Origin of the sequence: Streptomyces sp. NBC_01481 (genome assembly GCF_026339995.1) — a bacterium.
GTDB lineage: Bacteria > Actinomycetota > Actinomycetes > Streptomycetales > Streptomycetaceae > Streptomyces.
The window spans coordinates 44007-60093 of sequence record NZ_JAPEPT010000003.1 but is presented as its reverse complement, the minus strand read 5'-3'; the positions used below and the strand labels follow the sequence as shown (position 1 = coordinate 60093).

General features: G+C 71.4%; 9 protein-coding genes. All 9 read right to left on the bottom strand.

Annotated elements, in window-relative coordinates; all coding sequences use genetic code 11:
• Entirely contained in the window at window positions 1–3330 is a 3330-nt protein-coding gene (locus tag OOK40_RS16875) for a tubulin-like doman-containing protein (RefSeq protein WP_266481961.1), read from the bottom strand.
• Between the two features lie 41 nt (window positions 3331–3371).
• Window positions 3372–5816 (bottom strand): vWA domain-containing protein, encoded by a 2445-nt coding sequence (locus OOK40_RS16870; protein WP_266481957.1) that lies wholly within the window; start codon window positions 5814–5816, stop codon window positions 3372–3374.
• A gap of 7 nt (window positions 5817–5823) precedes the next feature.
• Window positions 5824–6270 (bottom strand): Pycsar system effector family protein, encoded by a 447-nt coding sequence (locus OOK40_RS16865; protein ID WP_266481952.1) that lies wholly within the window; start codon window positions 6268–6270, stop codon window positions 5824–5826.
• 59 nt (window positions 6271–6329) lie between these two features.
• Window positions 6330–7724, bottom strand: a complete 1395-nt coding sequence (locus OOK40_RS16860) for a hypothetical protein (protein ID WP_266481943.1) — start codon at window positions 7722–7724, stop codon at window positions 6330–6332.
• Complete coding sequence (locus OOK40_RS16855; RefSeq protein WP_266481934.1) at window positions 7721–10015, bottom strand: hypothetical protein; 2295 nt, start codon at window positions 10013–10015, stop codon at window positions 7721–7723. Before OOK40_RS16855 ends, OOK40_RS16860 begins: the two co-directional genes overlap by 4 nt.
• Window positions 10012–10830 carry a hypothetical protein gene (locus OOK40_RS16850; RefSeq protein ID WP_266481932.1) on the bottom strand — a complete coding sequence of 273 codons (819 nt, stop codon included), beginning with the start codon at window positions 10828–10830 and terminating at the stop codon, window positions 10012–10014. Before OOK40_RS16850 ends, OOK40_RS16855 begins: the two co-directional genes overlap by 4 nt.
• 77 nt (window positions 10831–10907) lie before the next feature.
• Window positions 10908–11636: a Crp/Fnr family transcriptional regulator gene (locus OOK40_RS16845; protein WP_266481930.1), complete on the bottom strand. Its 729-nt coding sequence runs from the start codon at window positions 11634–11636 to the stop codon at window positions 10908–10910.
• Window positions 11637–11937: 301 nt separating this feature from the next.
• A complete protein-coding gene (locus tag OOK40_RS16840; protein ID WP_266481927.1) occupies window positions 11938–14517 on the bottom strand; it encodes a polynucleotide kinase-phosphatase in 2580 nt (859 codons plus the stop codon).
• The gene (locus tag OOK40_RS16835; protein WP_266481924.1) at window positions 14514–15989 is read right to left on the bottom strand and encodes a 3' terminal RNA ribose 2'-O-methyltransferase Hen1; all 1476 of its coding nucleotides are present in this window, start codon (window positions 15987–15989) and stop codon (window positions 14514–14516) included. The genes OOK40_RS16840 and OOK40_RS16835 overlap by 4 nt, the downstream gene beginning before the upstream one ends.
• Window positions 15990–16087 lie beyond the last annotated feature (98 nt).

Here is a 16087-nt window from a genome sequence, read left to right as displayed (position 1 = left end):
TCACTCCTCCCCGCCGTCCCGGTCCCAGGGGTACCTCGCCGAGGACGTGTCGGCTTCCGGCGCCCCGTGCTCCGGGGACTGCCGTGGCCTCGGGGGCTCGCGCCGTTCGTGTTCACGACGCGGGGGCTCGGGCTCGTGCCACCCGGGCGCCGGTGCCCCGGCGCTGCGCCCGCCGTTGGACCGCCCGTCCGGCTGCTCGGCGGCCTGCCGCGCACAGCGCTCGTCCAGTGCCCGCAGCGAGGGCCGGGTGGGCCGCGACGCCCCCGGGAAGCGCAGCTCCATGGCTCCCTTGAGGGTCTGCTCCCAGAAGTGCCGCAGGGGTACGAGCCACTCCTCGTCCTCTTTGCCGTACTGCCCGGTGAGCTCGTCGAGGAGCGCGATCTGCCGCGGAGCCACCTCGTGCACGAGTGTCTTGAACAGCGGCGAGGGAGCAACGGGCGTGGTGGCGAGCCCGGTGGGCTGGGTGCGCATCAGCCGGTCGCAGAAGTCCTCGATGATCTGCCCCTCGTCCAGCAGCGCCCACCGCTCGTAGGCGGGCAGCAGCCCGGCCCAGCTGGAGACGGATCCGTCGAAGGCCTCCAGGCGCAGGGTCATGGTCGCCGAGTCGCCGTCCTGGAGCCGGATCCTTATCAACTCGGGTGATGTGGCCGGTCCTTCGACGTCGACGCGGCCGTTCCACATCGCGCAGAGGATCCGGTGCAGAATCCGCTGCCGGTCGTCCTCCGTGCTGGCCAGCCAGTCGTCGCGGTAGCCGAGCCGCTGCCGCCAGTGCAGGAAGTCGTCCACCCCGGCGGCGTCCCGCGCCTCCGCCCAGAGCCTGAGCACATGCCGTACCTCGGAGACATCGGTCAGACTCATCCCGCTGCGGAACAGGACCACCGTGATGGACTCGGTGTCCACCGCCCGGTACTCCTGGGTCGCCTGGGGGTCGCGCGGCAGGTTCAGCTCCTGCTGCAGGAACTGTGCGGCGCGTCCGTCGGCCTCGCTCTGCGGGTGTACGACCAGGACCTTCAGCGGACCGCTGCCGTCGGGGGTGAAGCCGACCGGCAGCAGTCCCGCCAGCTGCGAGCGGAACTGCTCCAGCCAGCGGCTGTCCACGGTGGCCTCGGCGTCCTCGTCCCCGGCCGCGGCCCGCAGCAGCACCGCCATCGAGGGCAGCAGGGGACGGTCGTTGAGCACGCTCGCCTCCCCGAAGAGCCCCTTCACGCGCTGCTCGACGACCTGCTTGATCTCCTTGACGGCGGCGCGCGGGGAGCGGCGTCCTGCTTCCAGCGCGCGCTGCCAGTCCTCGGGCTGGATCAGTCTGGCCAGCAGCCCGGCGGGATCGGTGTTGTCCGGCAGACCCTCGTGCTGGACGAGCCGGTCGAAGACATCGTCGTAGAAGGCCCGGAGGTTGCTCTGCGGCGGGAGCAGATACGAGACACCGGTGCGGTCGTCGCGGTAGAGCTCCTTGCGGCGCTCCATGAAGAGCTTGCGCTCGCCCTCCTCGTGGGCGCGCAGGGCCCTGGCGAGTTCACCGATCTCCTTGCTCGCGCGGGCCAGCGGGGGCCGCCACCGTGACTCCTGCTCCTTCCATGCCTGGTGCCACAGCCGGTTGGCCCGCCAGCGGTACCAGGCGTCCTGCTCGTCGATCGCCTCCTGGACGTCCGGGTCGCCCCAGCGGGCCGGTACGAGCCCGCCCACGGCGCCCTTGATCCGCGGGATCTTGGGAGCGGAGGGCTGGATGCCGTCCGGCCGCTCCGGGTCGTTCTTGCGGTTCTCCAGCATCCCGGCGAACCCGACCTCCGCGGGCCGCTGAGGATGGCCGGGCAGACCGGCGAGGGTCCGCTCCAGCTGGAACGGCCCGATCAGGCCCAGGAGTTCACGCGCACCGGACTGCGGCTTGAAGTCCTCGACCAGCCGCGGCACCTCCCGCTCCAGGTCGCGGCCCAGCCGGCTGAGGCGGTCCTCCATGTCACCGATCCGGTCGCGGAGCGCCTGGCCGATCTGCTTGGACCCCTTGGGCAGCGGATCGGGGACCGGGATCTCCGGTGCCTCACGGGTCCACAGCCTGTCGATGCCCGAGCGTTCGAAGAGCTCCCGGACCCGCTCGGTGCCGTCCTCGCGGGGACGCCGGGCGTCCTCGGCCATGCCCCGGACCGCGTGGGCGAGCATCCGGCCCGCCACTATCTCGGCGAGATCGTCGACGGGGACGGTCAGGGAGGCGGCCAGGCTGGTCGACATGCCGCGGTAGCCGATGCCGGAGCGGGCCGGGGTCGAGCGCTCCACGCTCTTGTTGACGAAACTGGCCGCGAACGACTGGTAGTCGTCCTCGGAGCGCCCCTGGTTGTTCTCGTCCCCCAGCTCCGTACCGATGAGTGACATCACCATCGCGGTGATGGAACGGCGCAGGTCCTCCGGGCGGATGACGGCGGGCCTGCTGAAGAGGAAGGCCGTCTGCACGGTCGAGGGGCGCAGCGCGACGACCCCGTCCACGGGATAGCGCACGCTGATCGAGCCGCGCTGCTCCACATCCCCGAGCTCGCCGTGGGCGTCGGGAACGTTCTGGTCGTCGACCAGCCGGGAGAGATCCACCAGCGCGCGGGCGGAGTTGAGCTCGGCCTCACGTCCGCCGCCCGCTTCCGGCGTGAAGGCCGACGGCATGACGACCAGCGGATAGATCTTCACCCCGGGCACCTTGGACTTGCGGAACTCGTGCCCGATCAGGTGGATGAAGTCGTAGTAGATCCCGGCTCCGGTGCCTCCCGCCACCGAGAACGCCACGAACACGTCGCAGCCGCGAATCTGCCGCCCGCCCAGGTCGCGGAGGTCTCCGGCGGAGTTGCTGATGGTGCTGATGGCTGCGCGCAGCTGGCGCAGTACCGGCTCCAGGCCGCTGCGGAGCGTGGCGAAGAGGGCAGCCCGGCCCACCGTGGGCAGTTGTCCGGCGCCGTTGTGCAGCGGTGCCACGCGCGGCTGCCGCTCCTGGGGCGGCAGCCAGCTGTGGGTCTCGTCGTGCAGGGCGACCCGCAGCATGCGGGTCACCTCCGGGGAGCTGTCGTAGCCGGTGGGCAGCAGGTCATGGACGACGCGTGAGGTACGCGCATACGCGGCGGCCTCGACGCCCTTGGCACTGAACTGCGGCAACCGGTCGAGTTCCGCCTCGCTGAAGTCGGCGTAGACGAACTGCAGATGGTCCGGCAGCTGGAAGGGGGCGCGGCGGCCGGCGGCCACCAGGTTGGTGCCGTCGGGGCCGCACAGCTCCCGGCGCAGACCGCGTTCGAGCTCGGCGCCGATCCGACCGCCGGTTCCGCCCAGGCCGACGAAGAGCATGGGCTGGTAGATCTTCATCTCGTCTCCCGTTGGGGCTGTCCGCGACAGCCCGTCGTCACTCAGAAATTGGGGTCGAACCGGCGCGTGCCGGCGGGCTGTTCTCCACTGCCGCCCGGGTCGGCCTCCGGGCGCGGGCGGTCCGGCGCATCGCCGCCACGGTTGGGCCTCGACCAGCGGCCTCGCGGCTGTGCGCTGCCCGCCTCGCCCTCGGTCCGTCCCTCGCGTCCGCCGCCCCGGCTGCTGCCGGACCCTCCATGTCCGCGGCCCCAGCTGTTGCCGGACCTCGAGCCACGTGACGGCCGTGCGGCCGGAGCGCGCCGGTCGCGTACGACGAGCTCCAGGCCGTCGGCGATACCGGTGGCCTCGCCCGCGCGTACGGCGCTTTCGCGCCCCTGGTGCGGGCGCAGCAGCAGCTCGCCCCCTCCGGTGCGCCGCAGCCGGTGGGCCCCGGACGCTCCGGGGGCACTGCGCTGCAGCGAGGGCGCGGCGCCCCTGGCCCGGTCCACGGTGAAGTGGAATTCGCCGCCGGTGCTCTGCCCCGACCGGATGGTCAGCTCGTCGAGCGCGCGGCCGTCCGTGCTCAACTCCAGCTGTACGCCGGACAGATCACGGCGCCGCCTGCGTGCCGCGAGACGTACGACCGCGAAGGCCGCGAGCAGCAGCGCCAGCGTCGCACCGCCGGTCACCGGGCCCCACCAGCGGTCCCACCAGGTGGGCGGCGCCTCGACGCGGACATCGAGGAACGAGGTGTCGAGCACCCGTCCTTTGTCGCCGGTGTCGACGACCGTGATGTTTCCGCCCACCTCACCGAGCGGGGTGCCGCGGCCCAGCGAGAGGGTGAACCCGGCGCGGGTGCGCTCACCTGGGGCCGCCGTGACGGTGGCCGGGCTGATACGCACCGCGGACCCGGGCGATTGCTCGTCGAGGGCGAGGCGCAGTGTGTGCGGGACGGTGTCGTTGTTGGTGACGTCGAGGGTGCCTTCGACGGTGTCGCCGGGGTGCACGGTCTTCCGCTCGACGGTCAGTCCCGCGGTGACCTTCTCGGTGCCCAAGGCGACACGGGCGTGCAGGGGGCGGTGGTCGGCGGTGACCCCGGGGGCGGCCATCTGCGTGGTGAGTTCGAGATCGCCCGAGGCGCCGGCCGGCACGGTGAGCGTGCCCGTGAAGCGCACATCCTGGGCCTGGCGGTCCGGTTCCCGGCCGTCGTCCGCGAGGCTCACGGTGACCGGGGCGAATCCGGTTCCGGACAGCCGCGCGGAGACCTTGACGCCCGCCAGCTGGCGCGGGTCGGTGACCACGACACCACGCCTGGTCTGCATCCGTACCTCGACGACGGCACGCTCTCCCGCCCTCGGGGATGCCGGGTCCAGGGTCACCGCTGAACGCAGCCTGCCCTGCCAGATGGCGCGGACCGCGACCTCCCGGTCCCGGTGACCCTCGGGCGCCTCGACATGGACGCGCCAGCGGCCCGGCAGCGGGTTCTTCACCCGCAGCGCCTCGACCGGTCCGTCCTGGCCGCTGGTCTCGAAGGTCGAGCCGTCGAACTCCCCCTGGGTGGGCACCTTTCGGCCGCTCGGGTCGTAGTACGTGACCGACACTTTGGGGTCGTGCTTGCTGACGGTGATCGACCCGTCGGTGGCGATCGGCGGGATCGTCACCGTCAAATCGGCCGGGGGCTTTCCGACCGTTCCGTGCGCGATCTGGGCGCAGCGGGCCGCGGCGAAGGTCTCCTGGAGCGCCTTGTCGATCTCCGCCGAGCTGTCCACCACCCGCATCCGGGGGGTGGCGCCGGGCAGATCGGCGCAGCCGTTGCGGTAGCCGCCCTGGGCCATCGCGGTCAGGGCCGCCTTGTCGATCTGGCTGCCGAAGCCGAGCGGCCAGATCTGGACGGACTCGCTGCGGGCGCGGGCGAGTTCCTCGGTCAGCCGCTTGGCGCCGTTGGCCTGGCGGCTGGCTGCGTCGGTGCCGTACTCCGGGCTGTCACTGACGTCGAGCTTGCCGTCGGTGAGCAGGAAGACGACCTTCGGGACGGCGGTGTCCGTGCCTTCGGACAGCCGGTCGACGGCCTGGCGCACCGCGGCCGGGAAGTCGGTTCCGGGGCCGGTGTGTTGGGGGTCTCTGCGGGACAACTGCTGTACGCAGTCGCTCAGGCGCTGCCGTCCGGCGGCGTCGGCGACCGTCAGCCCGCACACCTCCCGCACCGGTGACTGTCCCGCCTTCTCGGAGCTGCCGAAGCCGATGACGGCGGCGCGGGAACGCTCGGAGATCTCGCCCTGGCTGAGCAGTGCCGCCGCCTCCACCTCGCGTATCAGATCCTTGTCGGCGAGAGACTTCGACTGGTCGACGACCACGGCGAAGTCGATCGGATCCGGGCCTTCGGCGGCCGCGGCTTCGGCTGCGCCGGGCGCGCGGGCGGGCTCCGTCGCCGTCGCGTTCGGCGGCCCGGACAGGGCCAGCAGCACACCGGTCACAACCAGCGCGCCCGCCTTGCTTCTCAGCTGCATCGTCTTCTCACCACAGTTCACTGAAGAGGGCCAGTAGCGCGCCGAGCGCGAGGGAACACACGCCCAGGCGCAGCCACCGGTATTTCGCGGCGAGCACCGCTCCGTGCACGCTCGCCTGGTCGAGCAGCCAGCCGGTGACGTCCTCGCCCGACGCGGCGAGGCGGGCCAGCAGTTGTTCGGACGTGGCGCGAGTCGCCAGGTCGCGCAGCAGGGTGCGGTCGGCGCCGATCCGGGTGCGCGGAAGGATCACGGCGACGAGCATCAGCACGCCCGCGCTCCAGAACAGTCCGCCCACGACGAGAAGCGGCGGCACCGAGTCCGCGGCGGGCAGCGGGGTCTGGCCCTTGGAGGCCACGACGGCGAGGAAGGCGACGGCGCCGGAGAGCAGGATCGCCGCCTTCGTGTCGGCTCTGCCGATGTCCTCGCGGACCGAGGTCAGCAGACGTTCCGCCATGAAGCGGACATCCTCGGGCGCGGTGGGCCCCGGTCGGCCGGGCCCCAAGGCGCCGGAGCTCATTCGTCGTCCCAGTCGTCGAATGCCTCGCTCGGCTTGGTGGGAGGCCGCCGGGACCGGCGGCGCTCGTCGAGGTCCCGCTCCGCGGCCGACTCCACCCGGGTCGGTTCGTACACGTGGGGATCGCCCGGGCCCGCGGCGTAGCCGTCGGGCGAACCGTCGGGCGGACCGAAACCCGAACCGGAAACCGAGCCGTCGCGCGAACCGGAGCCCGAACCGAGCCCGGCCGGGGCCTCCTCGTCCCAGGAGGGCCGCCGCGGCTCCGGCCGCATCGCCCGTTCCTCCAGCGCGGGTCGCGGCGCCCCCGACCGGGGCAGCACATGGTCGACGACCCCGCCGAGCACACCGCCGGTGCTTTCCCGCAGGAACTGCAGCACCTCGTACATCGGTTCTCCGATGTCGTGACGCTCCAGGACGCCACTGTCGATGAGCCGGTTGAACACCGCGAGGAAGTCGGCCTGGCCATCACGCTTCTCCTGCCGGATTGCGCGCCGGATCTCCCACTGCTTGTCGGGGTTCTGCGCCATGTGGTGCGCGATCTCGGCTTCCTCGCCGCGGCGCAGCAGGATCTCCAGTTCACGGGCCCGTTCGGCGACCATCCGCCGTGCGGCCGCGTCCTCGTACTGCTTCTGGACGTTCTGCTGGACCACCGTGTTGAGATCGATGAAGACATGGACCCAGGTACGCAGGCCGAGGTCGCGGCCCAGGACCAGCCGGCCGGCCCGCAGTTCCTCCCGTACCGCCTCGTCCGCGCGCTGCGCATCGGTGAGTGCGAATCGCCGCGACACGGCGCGCAGCCCGTCGAGAAGTTCGTCGTGCAGCAACTCGGCGACGTCCCAGACCCGTTGGGTGACCACCACGTAAGGGTCCGTGACCTCCCAGTGCACCTTCGCCGACGCGTCGAAGAAGATCCCGTCTCCCGAGGCGGGCAGCCGGAGGTCGAACTCGGTGACGTTCCGGCCGAGAAGCACCTCGAACACGGTGTAGGCGCGGCTGAGCAGCCACCGCCTCTCGTGGTTCTCGCGGCGCCCCGGCCACACCACGCTGTGTCCGCCGCTGCCGTACATCACGACCGCCACGATCTGGCCGCTGCGGCGTCGGTACGGCGGCGAGCACTCGCGTACGAGTGGCCCCTTGGGACGCTCCCGGTGCTGCTCCCGGTCCTTGTCCCGGTCCATATCCCTGTCCCTGTTCCCGTCCTGCTCCGCGCGCTGCCAGGGGCGCTGTTCCCGGTTCTGCGCCGGGTTCTGCGCCGGATTCCGCTCCTGCGGCGGCTGCGCGGGCTGCCCCTGGCGCTGCTCCTGCTGCGGTGTCTGGTTCTGGTTCTGCTTCCACTCCCAGCCCTGGTTCTGCTTCGCCGCCGCCGGCTCCTCGTCCTCCCCGCGTGTGGTCATCGCTCAGCTCCTGCGCCCACGGCGTCCCACATCCGCCCCGCCGCCGCCTTGTCCATCGGCCTGTCGCGGTCCCTGACGAGGTCCGCCAGCAGACTCCGCAGCCGGTCGCGGTCCCTGCGCGTCGTGGCGAGCAGCGGCAGGAACCCGCAGACCAGCCCGAGCGCTTCCTCATTGCGGGCGGCCCGGCGCAGCAGGCTGCTCAGTTCGTCGAGCGCCGTCCCTCCGGCGCGGGCGGTGGACACGGCGCGCCGCACCAGGTCCGCCAGATCCGGCGCGAGTTCCGGCCGGGTCGCCAGCAGCGCGACGATCAGCGGCTGTGCGTCGTACGGCTCGAGTTCGGGGACCTCGTCGAGGCCCCAGAGGTAGGTGGTACGCATGGTCAGCGTCCCGATCATGGAGATCAGCACAAGATCGACGAGCTTGCGGCGCCCGTCCTCCACCCAGTCGACGAGCCGTTCGACGACCGTCTCGGGCTCACCGGACGCGAGGAGCCGCATGACGCTGAACGACGCCGTGCCGATCACGCCGGCGTCCTCGTCGTCGAGCTTGCGCACCACGCTCGCCAGCGCGTCGAGCGAGGACCTGACCGATCCGGCCGGCAGGGCATAGCCGTGGGCCAGTACGGCGGTGTCGCGCAGCGCGTCGTTCTCGCTCTTCGCCCACTCCTTCACCAGCGCCTTGACGGCAGGCTGCACCTTCGGCTCGCGCGCCGCCTCGGCGAGCGCCGTGGCCGCGGCCATCTGCGGGACGACGCCGTCCAGCGTGGCCATGGGGCGCACCAGTTCACCGAATCCGTAGATCCAGTCCCAGGAGCACAGAACACCGGCCGCGATGGAGGCGCGCACCCACACCTCGGGGCGCGGGTCGTCGCACAGGACCCGCAGCCAGCGGGCCATGGGGCCGCGCACATTGTGATAGCCGTGCCACACCTCGCGGAGCACGGCGGTCGCGAGCGCCTCGCCCTGGAAACGGATGGCCCGCATGGGGACCTTGGCGTCTCCGAGGTCGAGTTCGCCGTCCTCCAGCACCGAGCGGGCGAGCATCGGGCGGATCTCGGCATGCGTGCCGAAGAGCCGTCGCCCCGTGGGCTCTTCGGGGTCGAGGGTCACCGCAAGCTCCCACGCCAGCAGTTCGGCTGCCTCCGCCGTGAGGCTGTAGGGAGAGCCGTTGAACACGGCCACGGCGATACGGAAGGCGGCGGCGCTCAGCGTCGGCTGCGCCTCGGGAAGGGTGCCGGGCCGGTCGGCCCCCGCGAACCACGCACGTGCCTGTGCACGGACGAAGGAGGCGCAGTCGTCAAGCAGTTGCTCGTCCGTCAGCTCGCCCTTCTGGCGGCGCGCCAGATGGTCGGCGAGCCGGGCGGCCTCCCCCGGCCGCAGCTCGTCGAGGCCGAGTGCCTCGGTCACATCAGTACGAGCGGCCAGCGCTCGCGCGCTTTCCAGGGCACCTTCCGGCTCGCCCTTGAGCAGCACCCTCAGGTGGCGGTGGAGCACCTCGTCGGCGGGGGCGGGCGGGCAGTACATGCCGTAGCGGCCGCGCAGCACCCGGTCGGCCAGGTCTCCGCTCTCGATCAGCACAACTCCGTACGCATCGGCCTTGCGCAGCAGTTCGGCGAAGCGGTCGAGGTGAAGCTCGGAGAGGCGGCCGGGCCTGCGGGTTTCCCTACGGTGCTCGCCCCGGCCGCGCTCGGGTTCGCGCCGCCCGTCGTCCTGCGGCAGCTCCAGCAGATGCCCGACCGCGCTCTCGATCATCTGCTCGTTGATCTCGTGCACCGCGTGAGTGGGGTCGAGTCGGGTGACCTGGTTGCCCGTCAGCTCGGAGAGCAGGGCGAGCGCGGTGGCCTTGCGACCGCTGCCCGGTTCGCCGCACAGCACCAGAAGGCCGTCGGTGCGCAGGAGTTGCTTCATCCGGTGGTAGCCGGACGCCTCGCAGTAGACGTCGGCGAGATGATTCAACGTCTCCTGCGGGACCCTGCCCTGGACCACGGGCTGACTGTCGGGGCCGAACTGGCCGATGAAGAGATTGCCCTCATACACCTGGCCGTCGCCGCGGATGTCGTACGTGCGCTCGGCACGGCCGGGTGCGAAGGTGCGCCGGGCGGCGTGCGCGGTGCCCGCGCCGCCGGTGCCGCCCGCGCCGCCGAGAGGGTTGCGTCCGGCCTTCTCGAAGGGGTTGGCCTCGGTCTGCTGCGGCTCGCCCGAGTCGCCGCCGCTGTTCTCGGATGCGGAGGGCTGCGGCTGCGCATCCTCGCTCTTGTCGTCCTGGGGCGGGGCGTCGTCCTGGTCGCTCATGCGGCGTCGCCTCCCGTGCCCGGGCGGTCTTTGCGGATGCCGGTGAATCCACCGTGGATCTTGTTGCCCTCGAAGATCTGCATGTCTCCCTGGGCGTTGTACTGCTTCGCCGGCTTCGTCAGCTTCGTGGGCGCCTCATCGCCCGCTGCGGGATTCGCTTGCGGCGGGGAAGGAGGCGGTGGGCCGTCCCCCTTCGGCCCACCGCCGGTCTGATGCCCGGCCGGACCGTCGAGCGGCGGCTCCGGCCGGCGGGGAATGAGGAACCATGCCGCCTCGTCGGTCTCTTTGTTCTTCACCGGCGCCTGGCGGTAGTGGCCCGGCTCGACATAACGCCCGCCCTCCGCGACCACATTGGCGTACAGCCAGTCGGAGACCACGATCAGCAGGTCGGCGTCGGCGGCGTTGGTCATGACCCGCTTCGCCGCGGCGCTGTCGCACAGCCGGCATGCGAGATCCACCGCGCGTCCCACAAGGCCCTTGCCGTCGTTGAGGACGAGGCCCGCGTTCATGCCGACGCGTAACCGGAGGCGCTGTGCGCTGCCGTCGTTGAGCTCACGCAGGCTCTCGTAGAGGGTGTCTACCCACCTGCCGACCATGAGGGTCGGCGGCACCTCGGGCTGCAGGGCCGCGAGTATGCCGTCTCCCCTGTCCTCCTGGTGGACCCGGCCCGGCTCGATGCCGACGGACGCGTACGCCTCCGCGAACGCCTCGTACATCGCGGCGCGCATGCGCTTCTTGGCGTCCAGGCCCAACTCCCCCGATCCACAGGCGTCTCCGAAGACGACCAGTCTGTGGACGGCTCCCGCACTGCTCACTAGGACTCCCTGCGTGTGCTGTGGCGCTTGGTGACAGGACAACTCTTGCCGCGCTGGGCAACCGGCGATGTAGCCGTTTACACAGCCGGCGGAGATTTCTCCGGCGGGCGTGTCCCCGGTGGCTGCCCCCGGCCCTGGGCGAGCAGCAGGAGCACCTGAAGATCGGTGACGATCACCGTGCGGTTGGCTGTACGGACGACGTCCTGCTCCCTGAGCAGGCGCAATGCCTTGGCGACCGCCTCCCGGGTCGCTCCTATGGCTGCCGCCAAGTCGTGCTGCGGCAAGGGAAGTTCGAGCACGATGCCTTCGTCGGCACGGCGGCCGGCTCGCTCGGCGAGCTCGACGAGGCGGGCGGCCAGCCGCTGCATGACGGTCCCGGAGGCGAGGGAGCGGCGCTCGATGTCGGAGCTGCGCAGCCTCGTGCTGAGCTGACGCATGATCAGCGATGTGGCGTGCGGCCGGGCGGCGAGGAAGCCCCGGAAGCGCACGCCGGACACGGCCACCGCCTCCACCCGGCCGAGTGCGGTGACGGTGGCGCTGCGGGAACCCTGGTCGACGGCGGCCTGATCACCCACGACCTCGCCCGCGCCGCGCAGGGCGAGTATGAGCCGTGCGCTGCGCTCCGTCTCGACCGAGACGACCGCCCATCCGGAGAGCAGCGCCAGCACATAGGTCGTGGTGTCCCGTTCGCGGATCATCACGTCGCCGGGTTCGTAGGTACGGGGTGCGCCCTCGGCAAGCAGCGCCCGGCGGTCCTGGACGCCGAGGGCGTCGAGGAACGAGCGGTCCTGGCCGAACAGACTCATCGCTCCCCCACAACGATTTTTCTGGCCCTTTTCCGGGGGACCACGGCTTCTGTCGGTGTCTGCTTCCTCCCACGTCAAGTGGCGTTCTCAGTCTCAGAGTTGATTCCACGTCACACGGCGGGGTGAAAAACGCTAGGTGTCCCGGACTTGAGCGTCAACGCGAAACCGGCGTGCGCCCCTCACCCGCACCCGTGCGCCCCTCATACCGTCGATCAGGAGTCCGATTAGGGTCCTGTCCGGTCGATCGGGCCGGATCAGTGAGCTGGGTCCGGCGGATCGAGCCCGATCCGCCGGACATCCCTCAGAGGCGGGGGTCGACCGGCTCCGACTCCAGTGCGAGCACCGCGAACACCGCTTCGTGGACCCGCCACAGCGGCTCCCCGTCGGCAAGCCGGTCCAGGGCCTCGAGCCCCAGCGCGTACTCCCGCAGCGCCAGCGAGCGCTTGTGGTTCAGGAACCGGTTGCGCAGCCGCTCCAGGTTCTCCGGGCGGGTGTACTCGGGGCCATAGATGATCCGCAGGTACTCGCGGCTGCGGACCTTGATGCCCGGCTGCACGAGCCTGCCCTTTCCATCCCGCGCCAGGGCCTGCAGCGGCTTGACGACCATGCCTTCGCCACCCCTGCCGGTCATCTCCAGCCACCAGTCGACACCGGCGCCGACCGAGGCCTCGTCGGCTGTGTCGACGAGGAGGCGACGGGTGACCTGGAGCAGGCCCGTCGGGTCGTGCTCCACCAGCCGGTCCAGCCAGGCCAGCTGCTCGTCGTGCGGTACGGAGGCGAGCGAACGCCCCTGCGCGGCGAGAATCTGGAACGGCGCGAGACGCACCCCGTCCAGCCCGTCGGTCGTCCAGCAGTAGCGCCGGTACGCCTCGGTGAATTCCGCGGCGTCGGCGGCCCGGTCGCGCTGCTTGGCGAGCAGCGCGTCCACCGGGACGCCGCGTGCGACGGCCGCTTCGAGGGCAGCCGTGGCGCCCGGGAAGACAGCGCCGGAGGCGGCTCCCACCGCCGCGTACTGCGAGCGCAGCAGCCCGGCCGCCTTGAGCGACCAAGGCATCAGCTCGGCGTCCAGTAGCAGCCAGTCGCACGCGCCGGAGGCGCTGTCGGATGCAGCCAGCTCCTGCCAGAGCCCGGCCGCGGTGACGGCCGTGCGCAGCCGGTCGAGGATCTCCTCGGTGACCGAGGGGTCGTCGAAGAACGGTCGTCCCGTACGGGTGTGCAGCGCGCCCGTGGGGCCGTCGACCCCGAACCGCTCCCGCGCGGCCCCGGCGTCACGGCATACCAGCGCCACCGCCCGCGAGCCCATGTGCTTCTCCTCGCACACGACCTTGGCGATGCCGTCCGCCCGGTACTGGGCGAAGGCGTCGGCCGGGTGCTCCAGATAGCCCTCCTCCTTCGAGGTTGCGGTCGGCGACATCGTCGGCGGCAGGTAGGTGAGCAGCCGCGGGTCGACCGCGAAACGGCTCATGACTTCGAGCGCCGCCGCGGCGTTCTCCTCGCGCACGCCGATGCGGGCCATGTGCCGGGTCTCCACGACCCGGCGCCCCTGCACATCGGCGAGGTCGAGCGGCCTGCCTTCGCGACCGCCCGGAGCCTCGGTGCCGAGCGGCTTGACCGGCTCGTACCAGACCTTCTCGGCCGGTACGTCGACGAGCTCGCGCTCCGGCCAGCGCAGCGCGGTCATCTTGCCGCCGAAGACCGCTCCGGTGTCCAGGCAGATGGTGTTGTTGATCCATGAGGTGTTGGGCACGGGGGTGTGGCCGTAGACCACAGCGGCCCGGCCCCGGTAGTCCTCTGCCCACGGGTAGCGCACGGGCAGGCCGAACTCGTCGGTCTCGCCGGTGGTGTCGCCGTACAGCGCGTGCGAGCGGACCCGTCCCGAGGTGCGTCCGTGGTACTTCTCGGGCAGACCGGCGTGGCAGACGACGAGCTTGCCCTCGTCGAGGACGTAGTGGCTGACGAGTCCGTCGATGAACTCCCGCACCTGCTCACGGAAAGCGTCGTCCTCCTTCTCCAGCTGCTCGACGGTCTCGGCCAGTCCGTGGGTGTGCTGGACGTTCCTGCCCTTGAGCCAGCGTCCGAGCTTGTTCTCGTGGTTGCCCGGCACGCACAGGGCATGGCCGGAGGCGACCATGCTCATCACACGGCGCAGGACGCCGGGGCTGTCGGGTCCCCGGTCGACCAGGTCACCCACGAACACGGCCGTACGGCCATCGGGGTGTGCTCCGTCCACATAGCCGAGCTTGGCGAGCAGGGTCTCCAGCTCGGAGCTGCAGCCGTGGATGTCGCCGATGATGTCGAAGGGGCCGGCGAGGTGGGTGAGGTCGTTGTAGCGGCGCTCCAGGACGACTTCGGCGGCCTCGACCTCCTCCACGCTGCGCAGGACGTGCACCTTGCGGAAGCCCTCGCGCTCCAGGCCGCGCAGCGAACGGCGCAGTTCGCGGCGGTGGCGCTGGATGACATGACGGGGCATCCCGGCCCGGTCGGGGCGCCCGGCATTGCGCTCGGCGCACACCTCCTCCGGGAGGTCCAGGACGATCGCGATCGGCAGCACGTCGTACTCGCGCGCCAGCCGCACCAGCTGCTTGCGGCTCTCCGGCTGGACGTTCGTGGCGTCAACGACGGTCAGCCGTCCGGCCGCGAGGCGCTTGCCCGCGATGTAGTGCAGTACGTCGAAGGCGTCGCCGCTCGCGCTCTGGTCGTTCTCGTCGTCGGCGACGAGGCCGCGGCAGAAGTCCGAGGAGATGACCTCGGTGGGCTTGAAGTGCTTACGGGCGAAGGTGGACTTGCCCGATCCGGTGGCGCCGACGAGGACGACGAGGGACAGGTCGGTCACCGGGAGCCTGCGCTTCACGGGCGCGGTGGTCGTGGCGGACGTGGTCATGCGGCCTTCGCCTCCTTCTCGGTCTCGGTCTTGTCGCTTCTGCTGAACACAGCCATCTGGGTGGGCGGCCCCACCTCCGGGTCGTCGGGCCCCACGGCCACGAACTCGACGTCGTATCCGTCTCGTTCGGCCACTGCCCCGGCCCATGCGCGGAATTCCGCGCGCGTCCACTCGAAGCGGTGGTCACCGTGGCGCACATGCCCGGCGGGGAGCGTCTCCCAGCGGACGTTGTACTCGACGTTCGGCGTGGTCACGATCACCGTCTGCGGCCGCGCGGATCCGAATACCGCGTACTCCAGCGCGGGCAGCCGCGGCAGATCCAGGTGCTCGATGACCTCGCTCAGTACGGCCGCGTCATAGCCCGCGAGCCGCTTGTCGGTGTACGTGAGCGAGCCCTGGAGCAGCGTGACCCGCGCGGCCTGCCGCTCGCCCATGCGGTCCAGCTTCAGCCGCCGCCCGGCGATGGTGAGCGCACGCACCGAGACGTCCACCCCGACGATCTCGGTGAAGCGAACGTCCTTGAGCAGCGCCAGCACCAACTGGCCCTGCCCACAGCCCAGGTCGAGCACCCGGCTCGCCCCGGCACCGCGGAGCGCCTCGAGAATCGCGTCCCGCCGCTGCTCGGCCAGCGGCACCGGCTTGTCTTCCGTGTCCGTCGTCTCGTCCACGGCGTTGTCGACGGCCTCGACCTCCAGGTCGTCGGTCTCGGCGAGCCGTACCAGCTCGAGGCGCTCCATCGCCTGCCGCGTCAGCCCCCAGCGCCGGGACAGATAGCGGCTGGTGATCAGCTTCTGCTCGGGGTGCTCGGCCAGCCAGCCCTCGCCCGCCCGCAACAGCTTGTCCACCTCGTCGGGCGCGACCCAGTAGTGCTTGGCGTCGTCGAGCACCGGCAGCAGGACGTACAACTGGCGCAGCGCGTCGGCAAGCCGCAGCTCCCCCTCCAGCACCAGCTGTACGTAACGCGAGTCGCCCCACTGCGGGAACTGCTCGTCCAGCGCGACCGGCTCCACCTCGACCGATGTCCAGCCCAGCGGCCCGAAGAGCTTGTGGACCAGCTCGGCGCCACCGCGCGCGGGCACCGCGGGCACCTCGACACGCAGTGGCATCGGGGCCTCGGCCCGCCCGGGCAGCGCGGCGCACACGCCCCGCAGAGCGCTCTTGAACACGCTGCTCAGCGCGACCGCCAGCAGCGAGGACGCGGCGTAGGGCCGGTCGTTCACGTACTGCGCGAGCGCCGAATCGGGCGCTCCGCCGCGGCCCTTCGCCTTGCCGCGCCGCACCAGCGCCACCGGATCCACCTCCAGCAGCAGCGCGGCCGTGCAGCGCTCGGCGGATGCCTCGGGATAGAAGACATGCGCCGTGCCGTGCGAGGTGGAGAACGTCTGCGCCTTGTCGGGATGCTTGTGCAGCAGAAAGCTGAGGTCGGTCGCGGGACGCTCTGGGGTACCGGTCGTACTGATCGTCAGGAACACGCGTCCGAGTATGGCCGGATTCACCCGTCCCGACCAGGGAATTCCCGCCGCGTGCGTGCGTGCCCGGGGCGCGCTGTCCGACCCGCACCGCGCCCCCG